Origin of the sequence: Kitasatospora sp. CM 4170, assembly GCF_032110285.1 — a bacterium.
Lineage (GTDB): Bacteria > Actinomycetota > Actinomycetes > Streptomycetales > Streptomycetaceae > Kitasatospora > Kitasatospora aburaviensis.
This window is the reverse complement of sequence record NZ_CP134877.1, coordinates 5,970,370-5,992,472: the sequence shown is the minus strand read 5'-3', so window position 1 is coordinate 5,992,472 and position 22,103 is coordinate 5,970,370. Positions and strand designations below refer to the sequence as shown.

Sequence of the window (22,103 nt, the reverse complement as noted above, 5' to 3'; positions counted from 1 at the left end):
GCGGCAGGTGGGCGCCCGCCGGCCCCGAGCCGCACCGGGCCGGGGGCGCCCCGGACGTGCAGGGGCACCCGCGGGCCGCTGACGGCGGACGGCCCCGCCGGGCGGACCGGCGGGGCCGTGCGGGCCGTGCGGGGTGGGCGCTCCGGCTCGGCGGGGCCGGGGCCGGCGGATCAGCCCGCGTCAGCCCCCGCGGACTGGGCCGGGATCGCCGCACCGAGGAGCGCCGGCGAGGCGTAGCGGGACCAGGAGAGGCAGCCGTCGGGCGGGCAGAACTCGGGGCGGCGCGGGTCGTGCCCGAGCTCGCGGAGCTTGGTGCGGACGGAGTCGGGCGTGCGGCCGAAGCGGGCGGCGATCCGGGCGATGGTCTCGCCGTCGTGGAACCGCCGGACCAGCTCCTCCTCGTGCTGCGGCACCCAGGGGGCGCCGTGGCCGGGGTAGAGCTCGCGCAGCACGTCACGGTCGGGGATGGGCTCGGAGACGTCGGCGACGATCGCCAGGGCCCGGAGCGCGCGGTTCAGCGCGATCCGCAGCGAGGCGACGTCCTCGACCGGCAGGCGGAGCTTGCCCGAGGCGAGGGGCGCGGCGGCCTCCCCCTCGCGCCAGCCGGTCAGGGTGAGGGTGACCTCGCGGTCGTCGTCGCTGGCGAGTTCGATCCGGAAGACCTTGTCGCCCAGCGGGAGCTCGTTGAGATGACGGAATGCCATGGCAGGACCCCCAAGTGTCGCGCCAGGTACGCACCTTGAGGGTGCGCCCTGAACAACTACATTCTCTCCCGGGGGTCTGACATTCCGGCGGCCCGTGCGCCGCCCTCAGCCCTTCTCCATGTAGGCCGCGCGGTCGGCGTCGAGCAGGCTCTCCAGCGCGGTGCGCAGCTCCGGATGGGCGGCCAGGTCCGGGTCCGCGGCGACCAGCCGGGTGGCCTCGGCCCGCGCGGTCACGATGACCTCCTCGTCCTCCAATACGGAGAGCACCTTCAGCGAGGACTTCACCCCGGACTGCGCCTGGCCCAGCACGTCGCCCTCACGGCGCTGTTCGAGGTCGATCCGGGAGAGCTCGAAGCCGTCCAGGGTGCCGGCCACCGCGTCGAGCCGGGCCCGGGCCGCGCTGGCCGCGGGCATGTCGCTGACCAGCAGGCAGAGGCCGGCCGCACTGCCGCGCCCGACCCGGCCGCGCAGCTGGTGCAGCTGGGAGACGCCGAAGCGGTCGGCATCCATGATCACCATGGCGGTGGAGTTCGGCACGTTGACGCCGACCTCGATGACCGTGGTGGCGACCAGCACGTCGACCTCGCCGGCGGCGAACCGGCGCATCACCTCGTCCTTGGCGTCCGGGGCCAGCCGGCCGTGCAGGATCTCCACCCGCAGTCCGGCCAGCGGGCCCTTCACCAGCATCTCGGCGGTCTCCACGACGGAGAGCGGGGGCCGGCGCTCGTCGCTGTCGGCACCGGTGTCGGCGACGTCCTCCAGGTCCTCCTCGGCGGCCTTGCGCCGCTTCTTCGGCTCGGCGGGCTCCTCGTCCCCGATCCGGGGACAGACCACGTACGCCTGGTGGCCCTTGGCCACCTCCTCGCGGACCCGCTCCCAGGCCCGGGCCAGGAAGTTGGGCTTCTCCACGGCCGGGACGACGTGCGTGGAGATCGGCGAGCGGCCGGCCGGCAGCTGGTCCAGCACGGACGTCTCCAAGTCCCCGAAGACGGTCATCGCGACCGTGCGCGGGATCGGGGTGGCCGTCATCACCAGCAGGTGCGGCGGCTGTTCGCCCTTGGCCCGCAGCGCGTCCCGCTGCTCGACGCCGAAGCGGTGCTGTTCGTCCACCACGACCAGGCCGAGGTCCTGGAACTGCACCTTGTCCTCGATCAGCGCATGGGTGCCGATCGCGATGCCGGCGTCGCCGCAGGCCATGTCGAGCAGGGCCTGGCGGCGGGCCGGGACGCCCATCGAGCCGGTCAGCAGCACGACCCGGGTGCCGAGGTCCGAGCCGCCGAGCATGCCGCCCTCGGCGAGGTCGCCCATCATCTCGACGATCGAGCGGTGGTGCTGCTGCGCGAGGACCTCGGTGGGCGCCAGCAGTACGGCCTGGCCGCCCGCGTCGACCACGGCCAGCATGGCCCGCAGCGCGACCAGCGTCTTCCCGGAGCCGACCTCGCCCTGGAGCAGCCGGTGCATCGGGTGTTCGGTCGCCAGGTCGGCGGCGATCTCGGCGGAGACCTTCTGCTGGCCCTCGGTGAGGGTGAACGGGAGCCGGGCGTCGAAGGCGTCCAGCAGGCCGTCCGCGCACGGCGTGCGCGGGACGGCGGGCAGTGCGGAGTCGGCGGCCCGGCGCCGGGCGAGGGCGACCTGGAGGACGAAGGCCTCGTCCCAGCGGAGCCGGCTCTGGGCCCGCTCGCGGTCGGCCTGGCTGCGCGGCCGGTGGATCAGCTCCAGCGCCTCGGGCAGCGGGATCAGGTCGTGCCGCTCGCGCAGCTCGGCGGGCAGCGGCTCGCCGACGTCGGCCAGGTGCTTGGTGAGCGCGGTCTCGATGCAGATGGACAGCTTCCAGCTGGGCATCTGGGCGCTGGCGCCGTACACCGGGATGAGCCGGCCGGCGAACTGCTTGGCGGCGTCGGAGCCGGCGTCCTCGTCGAGCAGCTGGTAGTCCGGCGAGACCAGCTGGCGGCTCCGGTTGAAGACCCCGACCTTGCCGGCGAACAGGCCCTGGGCGCCCGCCCTCAGCTCCTTCTGCCGCCAGCCCTGGTTGAAGAAGACCAGTGAGAGCCGGCTGCGGCCGTCGGTGACGACGACCTCCAGGCGGTCGCCCTTGCGCCCGCGGAACGGGATCAGGGTGACCTTCTCGATCCGGGCCAGCACGGTGACGTGCTCGTCGATCTCCAGCTCGTCCAGGCTGGTGAGCTGGCCGCGTTCGACGTAGCGGCGCGGGTAGTGGTGCAGCAGGTCGCCGACCGTGCGCAGCTTGAGGCTGTCGGCGAGCACCTTGGCGGTGCGGTCGCCGACGAGCTTGGTCAGTGGTTCATCGAGAGCGCCCATCAGGCCCCTGTTTACACCACCGCACCGACATTCCGGGCGTTCCCCGCCCGGGCTCCGCGCCCCGGCCGGTCGGCGGCTACTCGACCCCGATGAGCACCGGCGCCGACTCCTGCCCGCCGTGGAAGACCACCGCGTCGACCTCCGGCCGCCGGTGGCGGGCGTGCGCGACCAGCGTCTCGGCGAGCCCGTCGGGCGCGCCCTCGCCGAGCACCAGGGTGACCAGTTCGCCGCCGGCGCCGAGCATCCGGTCCAGCACGCTGGAGCCGACCTCCGCGAGGTCCGCGCCGATCAGCGCCACGTCCCCGTCGATCAGGCCGAGCACGTCCCCGGCCTGGCAGACCCCGGCCATGGTCCAGGACTCCCCCTCCGCGACGGCGAGTTCGGCGTACCGGGTGGCGCCGGCCGCCGAGGTCATCGCGACCACGTCCTCGTCGAAGCGCCGCCCGGCCTCGTGCACGGCGAGCGCGGCCAGGCCCTGGACCGGCGAGCGGGTGGGCAGCACGGCGATCCGTACGCCCTCCTCGCGCAGTTGGTCGGCGGCGGCGCCGGCGGCGGCCCGCAGCTCGGGGTCGTTGAGCAGCAGGACGACCTCGCGTGCGCCGGCCCGGCGGACCGCGGCGGCCAGTTCGGCACTGGCCGGCGGGCGGTCCGGGTCGGCGTGCAGCACGACCGCGCCGGACTGCTCGCAGAGCTCGGCCAGCCCGTTGCCGGAGACCACCGAGAGCACCGCGCGGGTGCGCTCCTCGCGCTCGCCCCGGTCGGCGGCGGTGCCGGAGCGGGCGGCGGCCTCGGCGAAGTGGGTGATCCGGATCTGGTGCGGCCGCCCGGCCCGGACCCCCGCCTCGACGGCGGCGCCCGCGTCGTCCACGTGCACGTGGACGTTCCAGAGGCCGTCGCCGCCGCCGACCACCAGGGAGTCGCCGAGCCCGCCGAGCGCCTCGCGCAGCGCGGGCAGCGCGTCGTCGGGGGCGTCCAGCAGGTAGATGACCTCGAAGGCCGGGTGGCCGGGGCCGGGCGGCCGCAGGTGCGTCTCGCACCTCTCGACCCGGACGTCCCCGCGCAGCGCGACCGGGCCCATCGGCTGGTGGCCGGCGACGGCGTCGGCGAGCGCGCCGAGGACGGCGACCAGGCCGCGCCCGCCGGCGTCCACCACGCCGGCCTCGGCCAGGACGGCGAGCTGCTCCGGGGTGTGCCGCAGCGCGTCCCGGGCGGCCCGGTAGGCGGTGTCGGCGACCTGGGCGAGGCCGTCCCCGGCCCGGACGGCCTCCCGGGCGGCGACCCGGGCGACGGTCAGCAGGGTGCCCTCGACCGGTTCGGCGACGGCCTGGTAGGCCGAGTCGGCGGCCGCCTGGAGCGCGGCCCGCAGCTGGTCGGCCCCGCCGCCCTCGGCGAGCGTCTCGGCGGTGCCGCGCAGCCACTGGGCCAGGATCACGCCGGAGTTGCCGCGCGCGCCGATCAGCGCGCCGCGGGCCATCGCCCGGGCCGTCTCGGCCAGCCCGGGCGGCGGGCCGGCGGCGGGGTCGGCGAAGCGGCTCTCCACCTCGGCGGCGGCGGACTCCACGGTCAGGTAGAGGTTGGTGCCGGTGTCGCCGTCCGGGACGGGGTAGACGTTGAGTGCGTCGATCTCCTCGCGTGCCTGGCCGAGTGCGCGCAGGGCCAGCTGGCACCAGCTGCGCACGGCCGGGGCGTCGAGCGTGTGCAGCACCAGGTCTCCTCCGGATGGGACGCCGCGATGGCCTGAGGGTGAACGGCGAGGGGTGATACCTGGCAGGTTATCGGGGGCCGGAGGGCGCCGCCGGGGTCCGGCGAGCGGAGCGATCACCTGCCCGATCGTGGTAGTTTCGTTGAACGGGAGCAAGCGTTGTATGCTCTTCCGGTTGCCTGGAACAGTCCGGGCTCACCCCTCGGTCCGGCTCGGTTCACGTGAGTGCTCCGCTGGTCCTGCGGGGTTTCGAATGTAAGTGATCTGAAGTCTTGGAGTGACTCCTGTGGCTGCCAACTGCGACGTCTGCGGCAAGGGGCCGGGCTTCGGCAACAGCATCTCCCACTCTCACCGCCGCACCTCCCGTCGTTGGAACCCCAACATCCAGACGGTGCGCGCTGTGGTTGGGCGGACGCCGAAGCGGCTCAACGTCTGCACCTCGTGCATCAAGGCCGGTAAGGTCTCGCGCTGACGCGCAGACCGGTACGCCGGTCCTCCAGTAAGCCGGTTCATCCTCGGATGGACCGGCTTCCTGTCTTTCCGGGCCGCCGGGACCCGCACGGGTCTCCCCGCCGGGCCGCGCTCGAATCCGCCCGCCGGACCCCGGCCGTGCCCCGCGACGCCCGGGTGGGCGGACCCTGAGGCCCGCCCACGCCGTTGTCAGCGCCAGCGCCAGGCGTGGTCCACCGGGCCGATCCCCGCGCCGAGCGCGAAGCCGCCGGCGATGGCGCCGGTGATGTACTCCTTCGCCGAGGCCACCGCCTCCGGCAGCGACTCGCCCTTGGCGAGCCCGGCCGCGATCGAGCTGGCCAGCGTGCAGCCGGTGCCGTGGGTGTGCCGGTTGTCGTACCGGGGCGCCCGGTACCAGTGCTCCTCCCCCGCGCCGCCGTAGAGCAGGTCCGCCGCCTCGCCCTCCAGGTGCCCGCCCTTCACCAGCACCCAGCGCGGCCCGAGGTCGAGCAGTGCCTTGGCCGCGTCCAGCATCTGGCCCTCGTGCTCGACGGTGCGGCCGGTGAGCTGCGTCACCTCGTGCAGGTTGGGCGTGGCGAGGGTGGCGACCGGCAGCAGCCGCTCCCGGACGGTGGCCACCGCCTCGGCGGCGAGCAGCGCGTCGCCGTGCTTGGAGACGCCGACCGGGTCGACCACCACCGGGGCGTCCACCCCGGCGAGCAATTCGGAGACGGTCTCGACCAGCTCGATCGAGGCGAGCATCCCGGTCTTCACCGCCTGCACGCCGATGTCGTCCACCACGCTGCGGAACTGGGCCCGGACGGCCTCGGCCGGCAGCTCCCAGTAGCCCTGGACGCCGAGCGAGTTCTGCGCGGTGACGGCGGTGATCACGCTCATGCCGTGGACGCCGAGGGCGAGCATCGCCTTCAGGTCGGCCTGGATGCCGGCGCCGCCGCCGGAGTCGGATCCGGCCACCGTGAGGACGCGGGGCGGTGCCTCGCGGGGAGGTGCAGTCGAAAGCATGGGGCCAACCTACCCCCGGCCGCTCAGAGCACGGCCTCCGATTCCGCCCAGCGGTCCTTCGGCACCGTCTTGAGGCGGGTGACCGCGTCCCCCACCGGCACCAGCCGGATGTCGTTGCGGCGCAGCGCGGTGAAGTGGCCGAACGCGCCCTGGTGGACCGCTTCGACCGCGTGCCAGCCGAACCGGGTGGCGAGCACCCGGTCGCGGGCGGTGGGGGTGCCGCCTCGCTGGGTGTGGCCGAGGATGACCGGGCGGGCCTCCTTGCCGAGCAGGTCCTCCAGCTCGTGGGCGAGCCGGTTGCCGATCCCGCCGAAGGTCTGGTGGCCGTACTGGTCGACGGCGCCGTGGTCGAAGCGCAGCGTTCCGGGCAGCGGCGCCGCGCCCTCCGCGACGGCGATGATGGCGAACTTCTTGCCGCGGGAGAACCGGTCCTCGACCATCCGGGCCACCGCCTCGATGTCGAAGGGCTTCTCCGGGATCAGGATGCCGTGCGCACCACCCGCCATCCCGGCCGTCAGGGTGATCCAGCCGGTGTGGCGTCCCATCAACTCCACGACCATGACGCGCTGGTGGGACTCGGCGGTGGTCTTCAGCCGGTCGATCGCCTCGGTCGCGACGTGCACCGCGGTGTCGAAGCCGAAGGTGACGTCGGTGGCGTCGATGTCGTTGTCGATGGTCTTCGGCACGCCGACCACCGGCAGCCCGGCGTCGCTGAACATCTTCGCGGCGGTCAGCGTGCCCTCGCCGCCGATCGTGATCAGCGCGTCGATGCCGACGTCCCGGGCGAGGGTGCGCGCGTTGTCCACCGCCCAGGCGATCCGGTCGCGCCGGACCCGCGCCGAGCCGAGGATGGTGCCGCCCAGCGTCAGCAGACCGGTGACGTCGTCGTGCGAGACCGGGCGGGTGCGGCCCTCGATCAGACCGAGGAAGCCGTCCTCGATGCCGACGATCTCGTCACCGTGCACGTCCGTACCGCGGTGCACCACGGAGCGGATCACGGCGTTGAGGCCCGGGCAGTCGCCGCCGCTGGTCAGGACACCGATGCGCATGATGGGTGGACTCTCCCGCTCCGCAGTGGTTCGGGCCACCCGCACCGGACGGGCGGGCGGGCTCGGTTCCCGCCAGCGTACGCGCCGGCCCCGGCCGCGGCCGGGCGCTTCGCCCATGGGAGGGGCGCGCGGCGTTGCGCCACGCGCCGGGGAGGTGCGCAGTGGAGCCCGCCGGGCCGGAGAGCCGGGCCCGGCGGAGCATCAACCGCCCGGCCGGCCCGGCCACTCGACGAACCGCGCGGTCACCCGGCGAACGGCCCGGCCACTCGACGAACGCCCCGGTCACCCGGCGCCTCGCGCGGTCACCCGGCGAACCGCGGGGTCACTCGGCGAACCGCGGGGTCACTCGGCGAAGTGGTCCCAGCCGCCGACCCGGTCCCAGGCCTCGCCGTCCACCGTCACCCGGCCGCCGCGGGCCGCCCGCGCCGGGGCCGTCACCTCGCCCACCACCCGCCAGCGGGCGGGGAGTTGGACACCACGCGGGAAGGTCGCCACGATCGCGTGGTCCTCGCCGCCGGAGAGCACCCAGACCAACGGGTCCACGCCGACCGCCTGGCCGATGTCGGCCATCTGCGCCGGCACGTCGAAGTCGGCGGCGCGCAGGTCGATGTCCACCCCGCTGGCCCGGGCGACGTGGCCGAGGTCGGCCACCAGCCCGTCGCTCACGTCGACCATCGCGGTGGCGCCCAACTCGGCCGCGGCCGGTCCCGCGTGGTACGGCGGCTCGGGCCGGCGGTGCGCCTCGACGAAGGCGCGCGGCGAGCGGAAGCCGCGCTGCAGCACGGTCAGCCCGGCCGCGGACCAGCCCAGCCAGCCGGTGACCGCGACCACGTCGCCCACCTTCGCCCCGGCGCGTGTCACGGGCGCGCGCCCCTGGAGATCCCCGAGCGCCGTGATGGCCAGCGTGATGACGTCCCCGCGCACCACGTCACCGCCGACCACCGTCGCGCCGGCCACCTGGCACTCGTCCCGCAGGCCGTCCATCAGCTCGGTGGCCCAGGTGGTGGGCAGGTCGGCCGGGGCGACCAGGCCGAGCAGTATCGCGGTCGGCACCGCGCCCATCGCCGCCACGTCGGCGAGGTTCTGGGCGGCGGCCTTGCGGCCCACGTCGTAGGCGGTCGACCAGTCGCGGCGGAAGTGCCGGTTCTCGATCAGCACGTCCGTGGTGGCCACCACCCGGCCGTCCGGCGCCTTCACCACGGCCGCGTCGTCGCCCGGGCCGAGGTCGACCGCGGCGGTGAGCGGTACCCGGGCGGTCAGCTCCCTGATGAGGCCGAACTCGCCGAGCTCGCCCACGGTCCCCTGCATCTGCCGTCCTCTCGCGTTTGAAATACGAACTCCTGCGGTACGCGCTCCCCCGCGCGCAGCGTACGCCCTCTTGCGGTGCAGAGGGCTCCCTCCCCGGGGCCCCGCGCGGTAGCGTGGTGATCAGACTGCCGGTGAGCCCGCTCCACCCCCGACGCCTGACCGGGCGATCACGGCGCCGACCCCGTACCCAGCCGCCGGGAGGTCCTTCCGTGGTACAGGCATACATCCTGATCCAGACCGAGGTCGGAAAGGCCACCGCGGTGGCCGACGCGATCACCAAGATCCCCGGAGTCCTGCAGGCCGAGGACGTGACCGGCCCCTACGACGTGATCGTCCGGGCCGAGGCCGAGACCGTCGACGCGCTGGGCCGTCTGGTCGTGGCCAAGGTCCAGCAGGTCGAGGGCATCACCCGCACCCTCACCTGTCCGGTGGTCCACCTGTAAGGCCCCGCTACCATCGGCGGGTGGCCAGAGAACTCCGAGTCCCCCGCGTCCTGGCGGCGCTGCCGGCCCCGATCCGCTGGCTGGCGCTGCCGGTCGCGCTGACCTGCACGGTCGTGGTGCTGCTCGGCAGCTGGTCCGCGCCCGAGCGGATCCAGGTTCCGGAGCCGGCCGCCAAGGCGGCCGGCTACTGCCGGAACCTGGCCACCGCGCTCCCGCAGGAGCTGCTCGGCCACGCCCGCAAGGACCCGTCGCCGGCCTCGCCGTACGTGGCCGCGTGGGCGAGTTCGCCGCGCATCGTGCTGCGCTGCGGCGTGGACCGCCCGGAGGCGCTGAACGGCGAGGCCGCGAAGGACTACTCCCCCACCGTCGACGACGTCACCTGGTGGCCGCAGAAGCTCGACGACGGCGGCTACCGGTTCACCTCGACCATGCGCAAGGCGTACGTCGAGGTGACCGTCCCCGGGGGGGCCTCCGGCAACCCGTTCGACCCGGTCGCCGCACTCAGCGCAGCGGTCAAGGCGAACATCCCGTAGGTCCGGGTCCGGCCGGACCCGGCGGCGGCACCGACGGAGGGCGGGCCGGGAGCAGCTCCCGGCCCGCCCTCGTCGTCGTGCGCGGGCTACCGCAGGCCGGTCGAGCGGCGCAGCGCCGCCTGCAGCAGCCGGTCGATCAGCTCCGGGTAGGCCAGCCCGGTGGCCTCCCACATCTTCGGGTAGGCCGAGATCGGGGTGAAGCCGGGCATGGTGTTGACCTCGTTGACCATCCAGCTGCCGTCCTCCAGCAGGAAGAAGTCGACGCGGGCCAGGCCCTCGCAGCCGAGCGCCTCGAACGCGGCGATCGCCTGGCGGCGGATCTCCGCGGTCTCCTCGGCGGTCAGGTCCGCCGGGATCCGCACCTCGGAGGAGTCGATGTACTTGGCCTCGAAGTCGTAGAACTCGTAGCCGCCGCCGACCAGGACCTCGCCCGGCACGCTGGCGCGCAGGCCGTCCTCGAACTCCAGCACGCCGCACTCGATCTCGCGGCCGGCCACGCCCGCCTCGATGATCAGCTTGGGGTCGTGCCGACGGGCCTCCTCGATCGCGGCGTCGAGGTCGGCGAGGTCCTTGACCTTGGTGATGCCGATGCTGGAGCCGGCCCGGCAGGGCTTCACGAACAGCGGCAGGCCCAGCTCGGCGGCCCGCTCGCGGACGGCGTCCCGGCCGGCCTCGGTCTCCCAGTCGCGCGGGCGGACGACGGTGTACCGGCCGACGCCCAGGCCGTGCGAGGCCAGGATCCGCTTGGTGAACTCCTTGTCCATGCCGACCGCACTGGAGAGCACGCCGTTGCCTACGTAGGGCACGCCGGAGAGCTCCAGCAGGCCCTGCAGGGTGCCGTCCTCGCCCCAGGGGCCGTGCAGCAGCGGGAACACCACGTCGACCTCGCCGAGCACCTTGGGGGCGGTCCCCGGCTCGCTGAGGACCACCTCGCGGCTGCCCGGCGCGGTCGGCAGGGACACCTGACCCTCGACGGCCTCGGCGACGTGGGCGACGTCCGGCAGCCGGCCGTCGGTGATGGCCATCCGGGACGGCTCGTCGCTCACCAGCGCCCAGCGGCCCTCGTGGGTGATGCCGATCGGCAGCACGTCGTACTTCTCGCGGTCGATCGCCCTGAGCACGCTGCCCGCGGTGGACACCGAGATGGCGTGCTCGGAGCTGCGCCCGCCGAAGACCAGCGCAACACGCGGCTTCGCGGACGGGTTCGGGGAGGTCTGTTCGATGCTCATATCGCGTTCGAGACTACCGTGCGAGCCGTTTCCGGAAAGTCAGCCGCCCCGGGGCGCCGCCGGGCGGGCGACGGACGGCACGCGAACCGTCCTTCGGCTCCCCGGTGCCGCGCTGCGTCCGGGCGGTCCGCGCCACCGTTCGGTTCGGCGCCGTTCGTACCGGTGCGGTCCGCAGTGCGGTCCGGACCGGTGCGGTCCGGACCGGCGCAGGCCGGCGTCAGTGCCGTTCGGCCTTGGCCGAGCGGGACATCAGCGCCTGCAGCGCCTCCTGGGTGGGGCGCCCGTTGTGCACGACGTCCACCACCGCCTCGACGATCGGCATGTCGACGCCGTTGCGCCGGGCCAGGTCGAGCACCGACTCGCAGGACTTCACGCCCTCCGCGGTCTGCCGGGTGGCGGCGATGGTCTCCGCCAGCGACATCCCCCGGCCCAGGTTGGTGCCGAAGGTGTGGTTGCGGGAGAGCGGCGAGGAACAGGTCGCCACCAGGTCGCCCATGCCGGCGAGCCCGGCGAAGGTGTACGGGTCCGCGCCCAGCGCCAGCCCCAGCCGGGTGGTCTCGGCCAGGCCGCGGGTGATCAGCGTCGCCTTGGTGTTGTCGCCCAGGCCCATGCCGTCGGCCATGCCGACCGCCAGGCCGATCACGTTCTTCACCGCACCGCCCAGCTCGCAGCCGATCACGTCGGTGTTGGTGTACGGGCGGAAGTACGGCGTGTGGCAGGCGGCCTGGAGCCGCTTGGCGACTGCCTCGTCGGCGCAGGCCACCACGCTCGCCGCGGGCTGCCGGTTGGCGATCTCGCGGGCCAGGTTGGGGCCGCTGACCACCGCGACCCGCTCCGGCCCGACCCCGGCGACCTCGGCGATGACCTCGCTCATCCGCTTGGCGGTGCCGAGTTCGATGCCCTTCATCAGGCTCACCAGCACGGTCTGCGGCTCGATCAGCGGAGCCCAGGCGCCCAGGTTCTCGCGCAGCGTCTGCGAGGGCACCGCGAGCACCGCGAAGTCCGCGCCGGCCAGCGCCTCGGCGGCGTCCGTGGTGGCCCGGACCGAGTCCGGCAGCGACACCTGCGGCAGGTAGTCCGGGTTCACCCGGGTGGTGTTGACGGCGTCGACCAGCTCCTTGCGGCGGCCCCAGAGCACCACCTCGCAGCCGGCGTCGGCGAGGACCAGCGCGAACGCCGTCCCCCAGGAACCCGTCCCGAACACGGCACAGCGGGTCACTTGCCGGCCTCCTCGTCACCGTTGTAGCGCTTGCCGGCCGCGCGCTGCCGCTCGGCCGCGGCCGCCTCGGCCCGGTGCCGGGCCGCCGCACGCATGTCGTAGCGCTCGGCCGGCGGCTCCTCGCCGCGGATGCCGGCGAGGACGGCGGTGATGGCCTCCATGATGTCCTCGGTGGCGTCCTTGAGCACCTGCGGGGTCAGCTCCTGGTCCTGGTACTTGCTCAGGTCCACCGCCGGCCCGGCCGCCACGGTCACCCGGTGGCGCGGGAAGAGGTTGAACTTCCCCTTGCCGGAGGCGCCCCTGCCGTACGGCGGGATGATCTCGTGCGCACCCCAGTGCGCCACCGGGATCACCGGCGCACCGGTCATCAGCGCGACCCGGGCGACGCCGCTCTTGCCGGTCATCGGCCACAGGTCCGGGTCCCGGGTGAGCGTTCCCTCCGGGTAGAACTGCACGCACTGGCCGCCGTTCACCGCGTCGATCGCGGCCCGGAACGCCTGCGCGGCGTCGGTCGACTCGCGGAACACCGGGATTTGGCCGGTCTTGCGCAGCATGAAGCCGATGAACGGGATCGAGAACAGCGAGGACTTGCCGAGGATCCGCGGCGGGCGCCCGCTGTTGTACTGCCAGTGCGCGTACACCACCGGGTCGATGATCGAGTTGTGGTTGACCGCGGCGATGAAGCCGCCCTCCTTCGGGAGGTGCTCCCAGCCCCGCCAGTCGGGCTTCACCAGCGCGGTCGTCACCGGCTTCACCAGCACGGCCGCAAAGCGGTACCAGATGCCGTAGTCGGCGTTGCCGAAGCTGGCGTACGAGCGGCGGGCCACCCCAGGTCCTCCTCATCCGGTGCGGCACCCCGGGTGCCGCAGGTTCTCTCGCCGCCCGCGGGCCCCGGTGCGGGGCGCGGGCGCGGAACAGTCTCGCCCCACCGCCGACCGGCTGTCGAGCAACCCCGCCAGCACCTCCGGCGGGCGTGACCAAACGCACGTCCGCACAGCTCGGACGGCGTGGCGAGGGTTCCGGGACCGGCGCCACAATGGCGCCGATGACCCAGGACACCGTACGCCCCAGCGGGGCCGTCGCGCCCCCCGCACCCGCCTCCGACTGGTCGCTGGTGCTGCCGCTCAAGCCGCCGGCCCTGGCGAAGACCCGGCTCGCGCCCTTCGCCGGAGCGCACCGCGCGGACCTCGCGCTCTGCTTCGCCCTGGACACCGTCGCGGCCGCGCTGGCCACGCCCGGGGTGGCCCGGGTCCTGGTCGTCACCCGGGACGCGGCGGCCGGCGCCCGGCTCACCGCACTCGGTGCCACGGTGGTCGGCGACGAACCCGGGGGCGGCCTCAACCACGCGCTGGCGCACGGCGCGGCGGCCGCGCTGGCGCTCGCCCCGCACGCGCCGTTGGCCACGCTCTCGGCCGACCTCCCGGCCCTGCGCCCGGCCGAACTGGCCCGGGTGCTGGCCGCCGTGCCGCCGACCGGCCGGGCCTTCCTCGCGGACACCCCCGGCCTGGGCACCACCCTGCTGGCCTGCACCCCGGGCAACCCGCTCGCGCCCGCCTTCGGCGACGGCTCCCGGGAGCGCCACGCCGCCGGCGGCGCCCGTGAACTCCGCCTGGCCGGCGTGGATTCGGTGCGCCGGGACGTCGACACCGGGGCCGACCTCGGCGAGGCCCTCGCGCTCGGCGTCGGTCCGCACACCGCCGCCCTGTCGGCCCGGCTCGGCTACTCCCCCGCCCCGCCGTCCGGGCGGCGCTGAGACGGCTCCGGGGCCTGGCGTCCGCGCTCGCTATGCTGCTGCCATGCAGGCCACCGCGTTCACCTTCGACCCCGCCACCCGGGCCGGCTCCGTGCTGCTCGACGACGGGACCCCGGTGCCGTTCGACGCGGCCGCCTTCGACGCCGGCGGCCTGCGGCTGCTGCGCCCCGGTCAGCGGGTGCGGATCCGCACCGAGGGCACCGGCGAGGCCCGCCGGGTCGTCTTCGTGACGCTGCAGACCTTCCCCGACCCGGCCGGGGCCTGACGCCCCGGGCCGTCCGACCCGAGGCCGTGCACCGGCCAGCGGCCACCGGTGGGGGGCCACCCACCGAGCAGGCGCATCAGCGACGTCGCGCGCCCCTTCTGCGGCTCATCACGCCCGCCGCAGCCGCCGCACCCCCGCACCGGGCCGGCCCAGGCCGGGCGCGTTCGCGCCGCCGTAACGCCCAACACCCCCGCCACGCCCGGCCGGGCACGGCCCCGCCCGTCCGTGACCGGACCTCGCCCGGAAAGCGAAGAGCCGTGGCGGCCCGCCCCCGGAGCCCCGGGAGGGGTGCGCCACGGCTCAGGCAGGCCGTTCGCGGAATTACTTCGCGGTGGTCTTGCGCGCGGTGGTCTTGCGGGTGGCGGTCTTCTTCGCCGGAGCCGTCTTCTTGGCCGTGGCGGTCGCCTTCTTGGCGGCGGCCGCGGTGGTCTTCTTGGCGGCGGCGGTGGTCGCCGTCTTCTTGGCGGCGGCCGTGGTCTTCTTGGCGGCGGTCGCGGTGGTCTTCTTCGCCGCGGCCGTGGTGGCCTTCTTGGTGGCGGTCGCCTTCTTGGCGGCGGTCGCCGTGGTCTTCTTCGCCGCGGCGGTGGTCGCCGTCTTCTTGGCGGCGGCCGCGGTCTTCTTGGCGGCGGCCGGGGCCGCGGCGGCGGCACGCTTGGTGGCGGCGCGCTTGGCGGCCGGGGTCGCGGCGACGCCGCTCTTGCCCGGGGTGAGGGAGCCCTTGGGGGCCTTCTTCACCGAGGGGCCCTCCTTCGGCAGCTTCTTGCTGCCGCTGACCAGGTCCTTGAAGCCCTGGCCGGGACGGAAGCGGGGCACCGAGGTCTTCTTGACCTTGACCTTCTCGCCGGTCTGCGGGTTGCGGGCGAAGCGCGCGGAGCGCTCCACCTTCTCAAAGGTGCCAAAACCGGTGACCGACACCCGGTCGCCGGCCACGACGGCGCGGACCATGGTGTCGAGCACTGCGTCGACGGCCTCTGCGGCAGCCTTGCGACCGCCCAGCTGCTCGGCCACCGCTTCGACAAGCTGAGCCTTGTTCACGTCTTCCCCTTCGGAAACGGGCGCCGGATGATTCCATCCGTTCATTTCGCACGTTAGGTATGTATCTGCGGACTTTCAATTACCAAACGCGCGAATCACCCTAGTGTCGCAATGGATTTGCGCGTCGGCGACCTCAGACGACGGGCGGGCGCCCCTCGTCGAGGTCCTGGACAAAGCGACTCAACCGCCTTGCCGCCTCCGGAAGATCGCGCTTGGCGGTCTCGGTGACGATCAGGAGTTGTCGGGTGAGAGCGGTCTTTGCATCGGCAGACACGTTCAGCGCATGCACGCGGGCGTGAGCTTGCTTCAACCGCTCGGCCACAAGCGCGTAGAGCGCTGCGACTTCCGGGTCGTCCAGCCCCTCAGCAGGTGAGGCGGTGGCGTCCGGCCGATCGTCAATTCGGCGTTCGGCTCCCCGGCCCGTGGACTCCGGTGACGCGGGTTCGCCGCCCGCGTACGGAGGTTCATGGTGCCGGTGCATGTACTGATTGTGCCATCTACCCGCACTTGTGCTTGCGCGGGCCCCTGTGCGCCATTGCCAAATCGGCAATCGGCAGTGGGCCGGGGCGGCTAACTCCGGGGCCGGAACGGCGGATGGCCCGCCCCCCCGAGGGGAGGCGGGCCATCCGGCGGAACGTCAGAATGCCTGTTCTCCGACGCGGCTCAGGCGGCCGGCAGAGTACGCGGCTTGAAGGCCGGCCGGGTCGCCTCGAAGGCGGCGATGTCGGCCTCGTTCTGGAGGGTGATGCTGATGTCGTCCAGGCCGTTCAGCAACCGCCAGCGGACGTTGTCATCCAGCTCGAACGAGGCCGTGACGCCCTCCGCACGCACCTCGCGGGCCTCCAGGTCCACGGTGATCTCGGCGGTCGGGTCGGCCTCGGTGAGCTCCCAGAGCCGCTCCACGACGTCCTGCGGCAGAACCACCGTGAGCAGGCCGTTCTTCAGGGAGTTGCCGCGGAAGATGTCGGCGAACCGGGTCGAGATCACGGCGTGGAAGCCGTAGTTCTGCAGCGCCCAGACGGCGTGCTCGCGGGAGGAGCCGGTGCCGAACTCGGGCCCGGCCACCAGCACCGTGGCGCCCTGCCGCTCGGGCCGGTTGAGGATGAACGACTCGTCCTTGCGCCAGGCCTCGAACAGGCCGTCCTCGAAACCGGAACGGGTGACCTTCTTCAGCCAGTGGGCCGGGATGATCTGGTCGGTGTCGACGTTGCTGCGGCGCAGCGGAACGGCGCGACCCGTGTGGGTGGTGAACTTCTCCATGCTGCTCAGGCCTCCACAGCGACGTCGGACGAGAGATCGGCGGGCGCGGCCAGTCGGCCCAGGACGGCGGTCGCGGCGGCGACCTGCGGGGAGACCAGGTGGGTGCGGCCGCCCTTGCCCTGGCGGCCCTCGAAGTTGCGGTTCGATGTGGAGGCGCAGCGCTCGCCCGGGGCCAGCTGGTCGGGGTTCATGCCCAGGCACATCGAGCAGCCCGCGTGGCGCCACTCGGCGCCGGCGGCGGTGAAGACCTTGTCCAGGCCCTCCTCGACGGCCTGCAGGGCGACCCGCACCGAGCCCGGCACGACCAGCATCCGCACGCCGTCAGCGATCCGGCGGCCTTCCAGGATCGCCGCGGCGGCGCGCAGGTCCTCGATCCGGCCGTTGGTGCAGGAGCCGACGAAGACGGCGTCGACCGCGACCTCGCGCAGCGGGGTGCCGGCCTCCAGGCCCATGTACGCCAGGGCGTTCTCGGCCGCGATCCGCTCCTGCGGGTCGGCGAAGGAGGCCGGGTCCGGCACCGACGAGCCGAGCGGCGCGCCCTGGCCCGGGTTGGTGCCCCAGGTGACGAACGGCGTCAGCTCGTTCGCGTCGATGAAGATCTCGTGGTCGAAGACCGCGTCCTCGTCGGTGACCAGGGTCTTCCAGTACGCCACCGCGGCGTCCCAGTCCTCGCCCTTCGGGGCGTGCGGACGGCCCTCCAGGTAGTCGAAGGTGGTCTGGTCGGGGGCGATCATGCCGGCCCGGGCGCCCGCCTCGATCGACATGTTGCAGACGGTCATCCGGGCCTCCATGGAGAGGCTGCGGATGGCCGAGCCGCGGTACTCCAGGACGTAGCCCTGGCCGCCGCCGGTGCCGATCCGCGCGATGATCGCCAGGATCAGGTCCTTGGCGGTCACGCCCTCGGGCAGCTCGCCCTCGACGGTGATCGCCATCGTCCTGAACGGCGCGAGCGGCAGCGTCTGGGTGGCCAGCACGTGCTCGACCTGGCTGGTGCCGATGCCGAACGCGAGGGCTCCGAAGGCGCCGTGGGTGGAGGTGTGGGAGTCGCCGCAGACCACGGTCGTACCGGGCTGGGTCAGGCCGAGCTGCGGACCGACCACGTGCACGACGCCCTGCTCGACGTCGCCCAGCGAGTGGATCCGGACGCCGAACTCGGCGGCGTTGCGACGCAGCGTCTCCAGCTGGACCTTGGAGACCGGGTCGGCGATCGGCTTGTCGATGTCGAGGGTCGGGGTGTTGTGGTCCTCGGTGGCGATGGTGAGGTCGGTGCGGCGGACCTTTCGCCCGGCCAACCGGAGGCCGTCGAAGGCCTGCGGGCTGGTCACCTCGTGGAGCAGGTGCAGGTCGATGAAGAGCAGGTCGGGCTCGCCCTCGGCGCGCCGCACGACGTGGTCGTCCCAGACCTTCTCTGCGAGTGTCCGTCCCATCGGATTCCCTCCAGCCGGCCGCGTTGCCGGCCTTCTCGTGTCGTCGGGGTCAGTGCTTTCGCCGCCCTGTGAGGCTCGCGTCGCGCGACCTGCACGCCGGATCGGTGTCCACGATGCGGACACTCTGTTGAGGTCGCATCCTGGATGTCTCCCGGGCTGCTGCATCCAGAGTGGCGCTTTTCGCGGAAGATTGAACTTGCGTCTCGCGGAATGAGACTGCAGTCTTAGGGCATGGACAACTCTAGCGGCGTCGGCGTTCTCGACAAGGCCGCTCTGGTGCTGAGCGCACTGGAGTCGGGCCCCGCCACGTTGGCGGGGCTGGTCGCCGCCACCGGTCTGGCGCGGCCCACGGCCCACAGACTCGCCGTCGCACTCGAACACCACCGACTGGTCACCAGGGACATGCAGGGCCGGTTCATCCTCGGCCCCCGTCTCTCCGAACTCTCCGCCGCGGCGGGTGAGGACCGGCTGCTCGCCACCGCGGGCCCGGTCCTGACCCACCTGCGCGACGTCACCGGCGAGAGCGCACAGCTCTACCGCCGGCAGGGCGAGATGCGGATCTGCGTAGCCGCCGCCGAGCGGCTCTCCGGCCTGCGGGACACCGTCCCGGTCGGCAGCACCCTGCCGATGAAGGCCGGCTCGGCCGCCCAGGTCCTGCTCGCCTGGGAGGAGCCCGAGCGGCTCCACCGCGGCCTCCAGGGCGCCCGCTTCACCGCCACCGCGCTGAGCGGCGTCCGGCGGCGCGGCTGGGCCCAATCCATCGGGGAGCGCGAGCCGGGCGTCGCGTCCGTCTCCGCGCCCGTGCGCGGCCCCTCCAACCGGGTGGTGGCCGCCGTCTCCGTCTCCGGCCCGATCGAGCGCCTGACCCGCCACCCGGGCCGGCTGCACGCCCAGGCCATCATCGAGGCCGCCAACCGGCTCACCGAGGCCCTGCGCCGCGGCTGAACCGCCGAACCGAACCGAAAGGGCCCGCGCACACCGTGCGCGGGCCCTTTCCACGGAAATACCCGGAAATGCGAAAGGCCCCGGATCACCGGGGCCTGCATTTCTCTGGCTGGGGTACCAGGACTCGAACCTAGACTAAATGAACCAGAATCACTCGTGCTGCCAATTACACCATACCCCAACAAAGCATTCAGCCGATGGGCGCGTCTCCTAGAAGACGACAACCACCGGCTTCCGCTCTGGTACCCCCGACCGGATTCGAACCGGCGCTACTGCCGTGAGAGGGCAGCGTGCTAGGCCGCTACACAACGGGGGCTTCCTGGCGATCCCTTGCGGGATCAGTACCCCCGACCGGATTCGAACCGGCGCTACTGCCGTGAGAGGGCAGCGTGCTAGGCCGCTACACAACGGGGGCTTTCCAGGCGATCCCTTGCGGGATCAGTACCCCCGACCGGATTCGAACCGGCGCTACTGCCGTGAGAGGGCAGCGTGCTAGGCCGCTACACAACGGGGGCTTGGATCTTCAATTGTACTGCCTGTACTGCTGGGTACTGCGCTGGGGTACCAGGACTCGAACCTAGACTAAATGAACCAGAATCACTCGTGCTGCCAATTACACCATACCCCACCAGAGTTGAACCCTCGTCGGGCCCCGCTCAGGCGTTGCGCCTCTCGTTCGGAACCGGCGGGGGTTTCGCTCCCTCGTCCGTTCCCTCCCGGGCGGCGCAGAAAGAACATTACCCGACGTCTGGCCTGGCTCCAAAATCGATAACCCCAGGCCGTGGCCGGGGCGGCTGCGGACCAGGTCGGAACCGGGTCCGCAGCCGCCCGCGGAGGGGCCTCAGGCGGCCGGGAGGGCCGCCAGGGCGGCGCTCAGCCGGCGCAGCGTCTCGGGGCGCCCGAGCAGCTCCATCGACTCGAACAGCGGCGGCGAGACCCGGCGGCCGGTGACGGCCACCCGCAGCGGCGTGAAGGCGAACTTGGGCTTGATGCCCAGACCGTCCACCAGGGCCTCGCGCAGCGCGGCCTGGATCGGCTCCGGGGTGAAGTCCGCCAGCGCCTCCAGCGCCTTGATGCTGGCCTCCAGCACCGGCCGGGCGTCGGCGGTGAGGACCTTGGCCGCGTCGTCCGGGTCGACCGCGAAGCCGGCCGGGTCGACGAAGAGGAAGCCGGCCATGTTCACGATCTCGCTGAGCACGACCATCCGCTCCTGGGTGAGCGGCGCCACCTTGGCCAGCAGCTCCAGCTGCTCGGCGCTCGGCTCGGCCGGCAGCAGACCGGGGGCCTGCAGGTACGGCACCAGGCGGCGGACGAACTCCTCCGGCGCGAGCCTGCGCAGGTGCTCGGCGTTGATGTGCTCGCACTTCTTCAGGTCGAAGCGGGCCGGGTTGGCGTTCACGTCGGCGATGTCGAACGCCGCGACCAGCTGCTCGGTGCTGAAGAGGTCGTCGTCGGCGGAGAGCGACCAGCCCAGCAGCGACAGGTAGTTGAGCAGGCCCTCGGGGATGAAGCCGCGCTCGCGGTAGAGGTTGAGCGAGGCCTGCGGGTCGCGCTTGGAGAGCTTCTTGTTGCCCTCGCCCATCACGTACGGCAGGTGGCCGAAGCGCGGGGTGGTGCCGTTGCCGACGCCGATCTCGGCGAGCGCCGCGTAGAGCGCGATCTGGCGCGGGGTGGAGGAGAGCAGGTCCTCGCCGCGGAGCACGTGGGTGATGCCCATCAGGGCGTCGTCCACCGGGTTGACCAGGGTGTAGAGCGGTGCGCCGTTGGCCCGGACGATGCCGTAGTCGGGCACGTTCTCCGGCTCGAAGGTGAGCGTGCCGCGCACCAGGTCGTCGAAGGCGATGGTGCGGTCGGGCATCCGGAAGCGCAGGATCGGCTCGCGCTTCTCCAGCTTGTAGACGGCGATCTGGTCGTCCGTCAGGTTCCGGCAGTGGCCGTCGTAGCCGGACGGCTTGCCGGCCGCGCGGGCGGCCTCGCGGCGGGCGTCCAGCTCCTCGGTGGAGCAGTAGCAGTGGTAGGCGTGGCCGGCCTCGTGCAGACGGCGCGCGACGTCCGCGTAGATGTCCATCCGCTGCGACTGCCGGTACGGCGCGTGCGGGCCGCCGATCTCCGGGCCCTCGTCCCAGTCGAAGCCGAGCCAGCGCATCGCGTCGAGCAGCTGGTCGTACGACTCCTCGGAGTCGCGGGCGGAGTCCGTGTCCTCGATCCGGAAGACCAGCGTGCCGCCGTTGTGGCGGGCGAAGGCCCAGTTGAAGAGGGCGGTGCGGACCAGGCCCACGTGCGGGTTCCCGGTCGGGGAGGGACAGAAGCGAACCCGAACGCTCGGGTCAGTGTTAGCCACGCTTGATCACCTTGTTGGTGAGAGTGCCGATGCCTTCGATGGAGACGGCGACCTCGTCGCCGACGTTGAGCGGGCCCACCCCAGCGGGTGTGCCGGTGAGGATGACGTCGCCGGGCAGCAGCGTCATGGCCTCGGAGATGTGGACGATCAGCTCGGCCACCGAGCGGATCATCTGGGAGGTGCGCCCGGTCTGCCGCAGCTCGCCGTTGACGGTGCAGGTGACGGCGAGGTCGGCCGGGTCGAGGTCGGTCTCGATCCACGGGCCGAGCGGGCACGCCGTGTCGAAGCCCTTGGCCCGGGCCCACTGGCCCTCGCGCTGCTGGACGTCGCGCGCGGTGAGGTCGTTGGCGCAGGTGTAGCCGAGGATCACCTCGGGCACCCGGTCCAGCGGCACCTCGCGGCACATCCGGCCGATCACCACGGCCAGTTCCGCCTCGTGGTGGACGTCCGAGGAGAACGGCGGGTAGGCGATCGACTCGGTCGGGCCGATCACCGCGGTGGACGGCTTGAAGAAGGTCGGCGGGACGTCGGGGACGTCGTTGCCGAGCTCCGCCGCGTGCGCCGCGTAGTTTCGGCCCACCGCCACGATCTTGTTGGGCAGCATCGGGCTGAGCAGCCGGACGTCCTGGAGGCGGTAGCTCTCGCCGGTCGGCTGGGGCTGACCGAACGGGTGGCCGGCCAGCGCGTGGACGACCAGAGACTCGGGCCGGACGGGATCGCCCTCGACCACGCCGAAGGAGACGCTGCCGGCGGCAGGGCTCCCTTCCCGGACGGAAAACCTGGCAATGCGCACGGCTGGGCTACCCCTCGCTTCGTCGGCCGCCCGGGGCGCGCCCGGGCGCTGGTGGGCGCCCCGCCCTCGGTGGGCGCGGCCCCGTCAATCGTCGTCCAGGCTATCGCGCGGGCCCTTCCCCGTCCGCTTTGCCCCTGTTCGGCGCGGGTTGCGGCCGAACACGGCACGAGCGGGCGAACCCCGCCCCGAGCCGAAGGGGCGCGCCGGTGCCGAAAGCGAGGAGCGACAAGCGAGGCACGAGCGCCGGAGCGACGACCGTCGGCACCGGGTCGAAGCGCCCCGGAGGCGAGCGGGCGAACAACAGG

Annotated in this window: 21 protein-coding genes and 5 tRNA genes; 6 read left to right on the top strand and 20 right to left on the bottom strand. The window is 73.2% G+C overall.

Annotation, left to right across the window (positions count from 1 at the left end; translation table 11 throughout):
* Positions 1 to 170 precede the first annotated feature (170 nt).
* The 3 genes from RMN57_RS25635 to RMN57_RS25625 form a co-directional block, all read right to left on the bottom strand.
* Positions 171 to 704, bottom strand: coding sequence for a hypothetical protein (locus tag RMN57_RS25635; protein ID WP_238951361.1), 534 nt, complete (start codon positions 702 to 704; stop codon positions 171 to 173).
* A gap of 105 nt (positions 705 to 809) precedes the next feature.
* On the bottom strand, positions 810 to 3,023 hold the full coding sequence (gene recG, locus RMN57_RS25630) for an ATP-dependent DNA helicase RecG (RefSeq protein ID WP_313765662.1): 2,214 nt from the start codon (positions 3,021 to 3,023) through the stop codon (positions 810 to 812).
* Positions 3,024 to 3,099: 76 nt separating this feature from the next.
* The gene (locus RMN57_RS25625; protein WP_313765661.1) at positions 3,100 to 4,728 is read right to left on the bottom strand and encodes a DAK2 domain-containing protein; all 1,629 of its coding nucleotides are present in this window, start codon (positions 4,726 to 4,728) and stop codon (positions 3,100 to 3,102) included.
* A gap of 283 nt (positions 4,729 to 5,011) precedes the next feature.
* Here RMN57_RS25625 and rpmB point away from each other — a divergent pair, with 283 nt between their 5' ends.
* A complete protein-coding gene (gene rpmB / locus RMN57_RS25620; RefSeq protein ID WP_078860753.1) occupies positions 5,012 to 5,197 on the top strand; it encodes a 50S ribosomal protein L28 in 186 nt (61 codons plus the stop codon).
* A gap of 188 nt (positions 5,198 to 5,385) precedes the next feature.
* Here rpmB and thiD read toward each other — a convergent pair whose 3' ends face one another.
* The 3 genes from thiD to RMN57_RS25605 form a co-directional block, all read right to left on the bottom strand.
* Complete coding sequence (gene thiD / locus RMN57_RS25615) at positions 5,386 to 6,198, bottom strand: bifunctional hydroxymethylpyrimidine kinase/phosphomethylpyrimidine kinase (RefSeq protein ID WP_313765660.1); 813 nt, start codon at positions 6,196 to 6,198, stop codon at positions 5,386 to 5,388.
* Positions 6,199 to 6,221: 23 nt separating this feature from the next.
* The gene (locus RMN57_RS25610; protein WP_313765659.1) at positions 6,222 to 7,247 is read right to left on the bottom strand and encodes a 6-phosphofructokinase; all 1,026 of its coding nucleotides are present in this window, start codon (positions 7,245 to 7,247) and stop codon (positions 6,222 to 6,224) included.
* Positions 7,248 to 7,589: 342 nt separating this feature from the next.
* Positions 7,590 to 8,555 (bottom strand): thiamine-phosphate kinase, encoded by a 966-nt coding sequence (locus RMN57_RS25605; protein ID WP_313765658.1) that lies wholly within the window; start codon positions 8,553 to 8,555, stop codon positions 7,590 to 7,592.
* 209 nt (positions 8,556 to 8,764) lie between these two features.
* Between RMN57_RS25605 and RMN57_RS25600 the strand changes: the two genes are divergently transcribed.
* Together RMN57_RS25600 and RMN57_RS25595 are read left to right on the top strand one after the other, a co-directional pair.
* Positions 8,765 to 8,998, top strand: coding sequence for an Lrp/AsnC ligand binding domain-containing protein (locus RMN57_RS25600; RefSeq protein ID WP_313765657.1), 234 nt, complete (start codon positions 8,765 to 8,767; stop codon positions 8,996 to 8,998).
* A 20-nt stretch (positions 8,999 to 9,018) separates the two neighbouring features.
* Positions 9,019 to 9,531, top strand: a complete 513-nt coding sequence (locus RMN57_RS25595; protein WP_313765656.1) for a DUF3515 domain-containing protein — start codon at positions 9,019 to 9,021, stop codon at positions 9,529 to 9,531.
* 86 nt (positions 9,532 to 9,617) lie between these two features.
* Here RMN57_RS25595 and RMN57_RS25590 read toward each other — a convergent pair whose 3' ends face one another.
* The 3 genes from RMN57_RS25590 to RMN57_RS25580 all read right to left on the bottom strand — a co-directional run bounded on the left by RMN57_RS25590 (position 9,618) and on the right by RMN57_RS25580 (position 12,806).
* Positions 9,618 to 10,760 carry a D-alanine--D-alanine ligase family protein gene (locus RMN57_RS25590; protein WP_313765655.1) on the bottom strand — a complete coding sequence of 381 codons (1,143 nt, stop codon included), beginning with the start codon at positions 10,758 to 10,760 and terminating at the stop codon, positions 9,618 to 9,620.
* A 217-nt stretch (positions 10,761 to 10,977) separates the two neighbouring features.
* A complete protein-coding gene (locus tag RMN57_RS25585) occupies positions 10,978 to 11,979 on the bottom strand; it encodes an NAD(P)H-dependent glycerol-3-phosphate dehydrogenase (protein ID WP_313765654.1) in 1,002 nt (333 codons plus the stop codon).
* Positions 11,976 to 12,806 carry a lysophospholipid acyltransferase family protein gene (locus RMN57_RS25580; RefSeq protein WP_313765653.1) on the bottom strand — a complete coding sequence of 277 codons (831 nt, stop codon included), beginning with the start codon at positions 12,804 to 12,806 and terminating at the stop codon, positions 11,976 to 11,978. The genes RMN57_RS25585 and RMN57_RS25580 overlap by 4 nt, the downstream gene beginning before the upstream one ends.
* Positions 12,807 to 13,024: 218 nt before the next feature.
* Between RMN57_RS25580 and cofC the strand changes: the two genes are divergently transcribed.
* Together cofC and RMN57_RS25570 are read left to right on the top strand one after the other, a co-directional pair.
* Complete coding sequence (gene cofC / locus RMN57_RS25575; RefSeq protein ID WP_313765652.1) at positions 13,025 to 13,732, top strand: 2-phospho-L-lactate guanylyltransferase; 708 nt, start codon at positions 13,025 to 13,027, stop codon at positions 13,730 to 13,732.
* 43 nt (positions 13,733 to 13,775) lie between these two features.
* Positions 13,776 to 13,997 carry a hypothetical protein gene (locus tag RMN57_RS25570; RefSeq protein WP_313765651.1) on the top strand — a complete coding sequence of 74 codons (222 nt, stop codon included), beginning with the start codon at positions 13,776 to 13,778 and terminating at the stop codon, positions 13,995 to 13,997.
* A gap of 321 nt (positions 13,998 to 14,318) precedes the next feature.
* Here the strand turns inward: RMN57_RS25570 and RMN57_RS25565 are convergent, their stop codons facing one another.
* The 4 genes from RMN57_RS25565 to leuC form a co-directional block, all read right to left on the bottom strand.
* The gene (locus RMN57_RS25565) at positions 14,319 to 15,032 is read right to left on the bottom strand and encodes an HU family DNA-binding protein (RefSeq protein WP_313765650.1); all 714 of its coding nucleotides are present in this window, start codon (positions 15,030 to 15,032) and stop codon (positions 14,319 to 14,321) included.
* A gap of 133 nt (positions 15,033 to 15,165) precedes the next feature.
* A complete protein-coding gene (locus RMN57_RS37115; protein ID WP_380235671.1) occupies positions 15,166 to 15,513 on the bottom strand; it encodes a hypothetical protein in 348 nt (115 codons plus the stop codon).
* A 182-nt stretch (positions 15,514 to 15,695) separates the two neighbouring features.
* Positions 15,696 to 16,292, bottom strand: a complete 597-nt coding sequence (leuD, locus tag RMN57_RS25555) for a 3-isopropylmalate dehydratase small subunit (RefSeq protein ID WP_313765649.1) — start codon at positions 16,290 to 16,292, stop codon at positions 15,696 to 15,698.
* Between the two features lie 5 nt (positions 16,293 to 16,297).
* A complete protein-coding gene (leuC, locus tag RMN57_RS25550) occupies positions 16,298 to 17,719 on the bottom strand; it encodes a 3-isopropylmalate dehydratase large subunit (RefSeq protein ID WP_313765648.1) in 1,422 nt (473 codons plus the stop codon).
* A gap of 231 nt (positions 17,720 to 17,950) precedes the next feature.
* Between leuC and ndgR the strand changes: the two genes are divergently transcribed.
* On the top strand, positions 17,951 to 18,664 hold the full coding sequence (ndgR, locus tag RMN57_RS25545) for an IclR family transcriptional regulator NdgR (protein ID WP_148642806.1): 714 nt from the start codon (positions 17,951 to 17,953) through the stop codon (positions 18,662 to 18,664).
* Positions 18,665 to 18,770: 106 nt separating this feature from the next.
* Here ndgR and RMN57_RS25540 read toward each other — a convergent pair.
* From RMN57_RS25540 to RMN57_RS25510, 7 genes are all read right to left on the bottom strand, one after another.
* A tRNA-Gln gene (locus RMN57_RS25540) sits at positions 18,771 to 18,845 on the bottom strand.
* A gap of 59 nt (positions 18,846 to 18,904) precedes the next feature.
* Positions 18,905 to 18,980, bottom strand: a tRNA-Glu gene (locus RMN57_RS25535).
* Between the two features lie 26 nt (positions 18,981 to 19,006).
* A tRNA-Glu gene (locus RMN57_RS25530) sits at positions 19,007 to 19,079 on the bottom strand.
* A 27-nt stretch (positions 19,080 to 19,106) separates the two neighbouring features.
* Positions 19,107 to 19,179, bottom strand: a tRNA-Glu gene (locus RMN57_RS25525).
* A gap of 41 nt (positions 19,180 to 19,220) precedes the next feature.
* Positions 19,221 to 19,292, bottom strand: a tRNA-Gln gene (locus RMN57_RS25520).
* A 213-nt stretch (positions 19,293 to 19,505) separates the two neighbouring features.
* Positions 19,506 to 21,005, bottom strand: a complete 1,500-nt coding sequence (gene gltX, locus RMN57_RS25515; protein ID WP_313765647.1) for a glutamate--tRNA ligase — start codon at positions 21,003 to 21,005, stop codon at positions 19,506 to 19,508.
* On the bottom strand, positions 20,998 to 21,798 hold the full coding sequence (locus RMN57_RS25510; RefSeq protein WP_313765646.1) for a fumarylacetoacetate hydrolase family protein: 801 nt from the start codon (positions 21,796 to 21,798) through the stop codon (positions 20,998 to 21,000). Before RMN57_RS25510 ends, gltX begins: the two co-directional genes overlap by 8 nt.
* Positions 21,799 to 22,103: the final 305 nt, after the last annotated feature.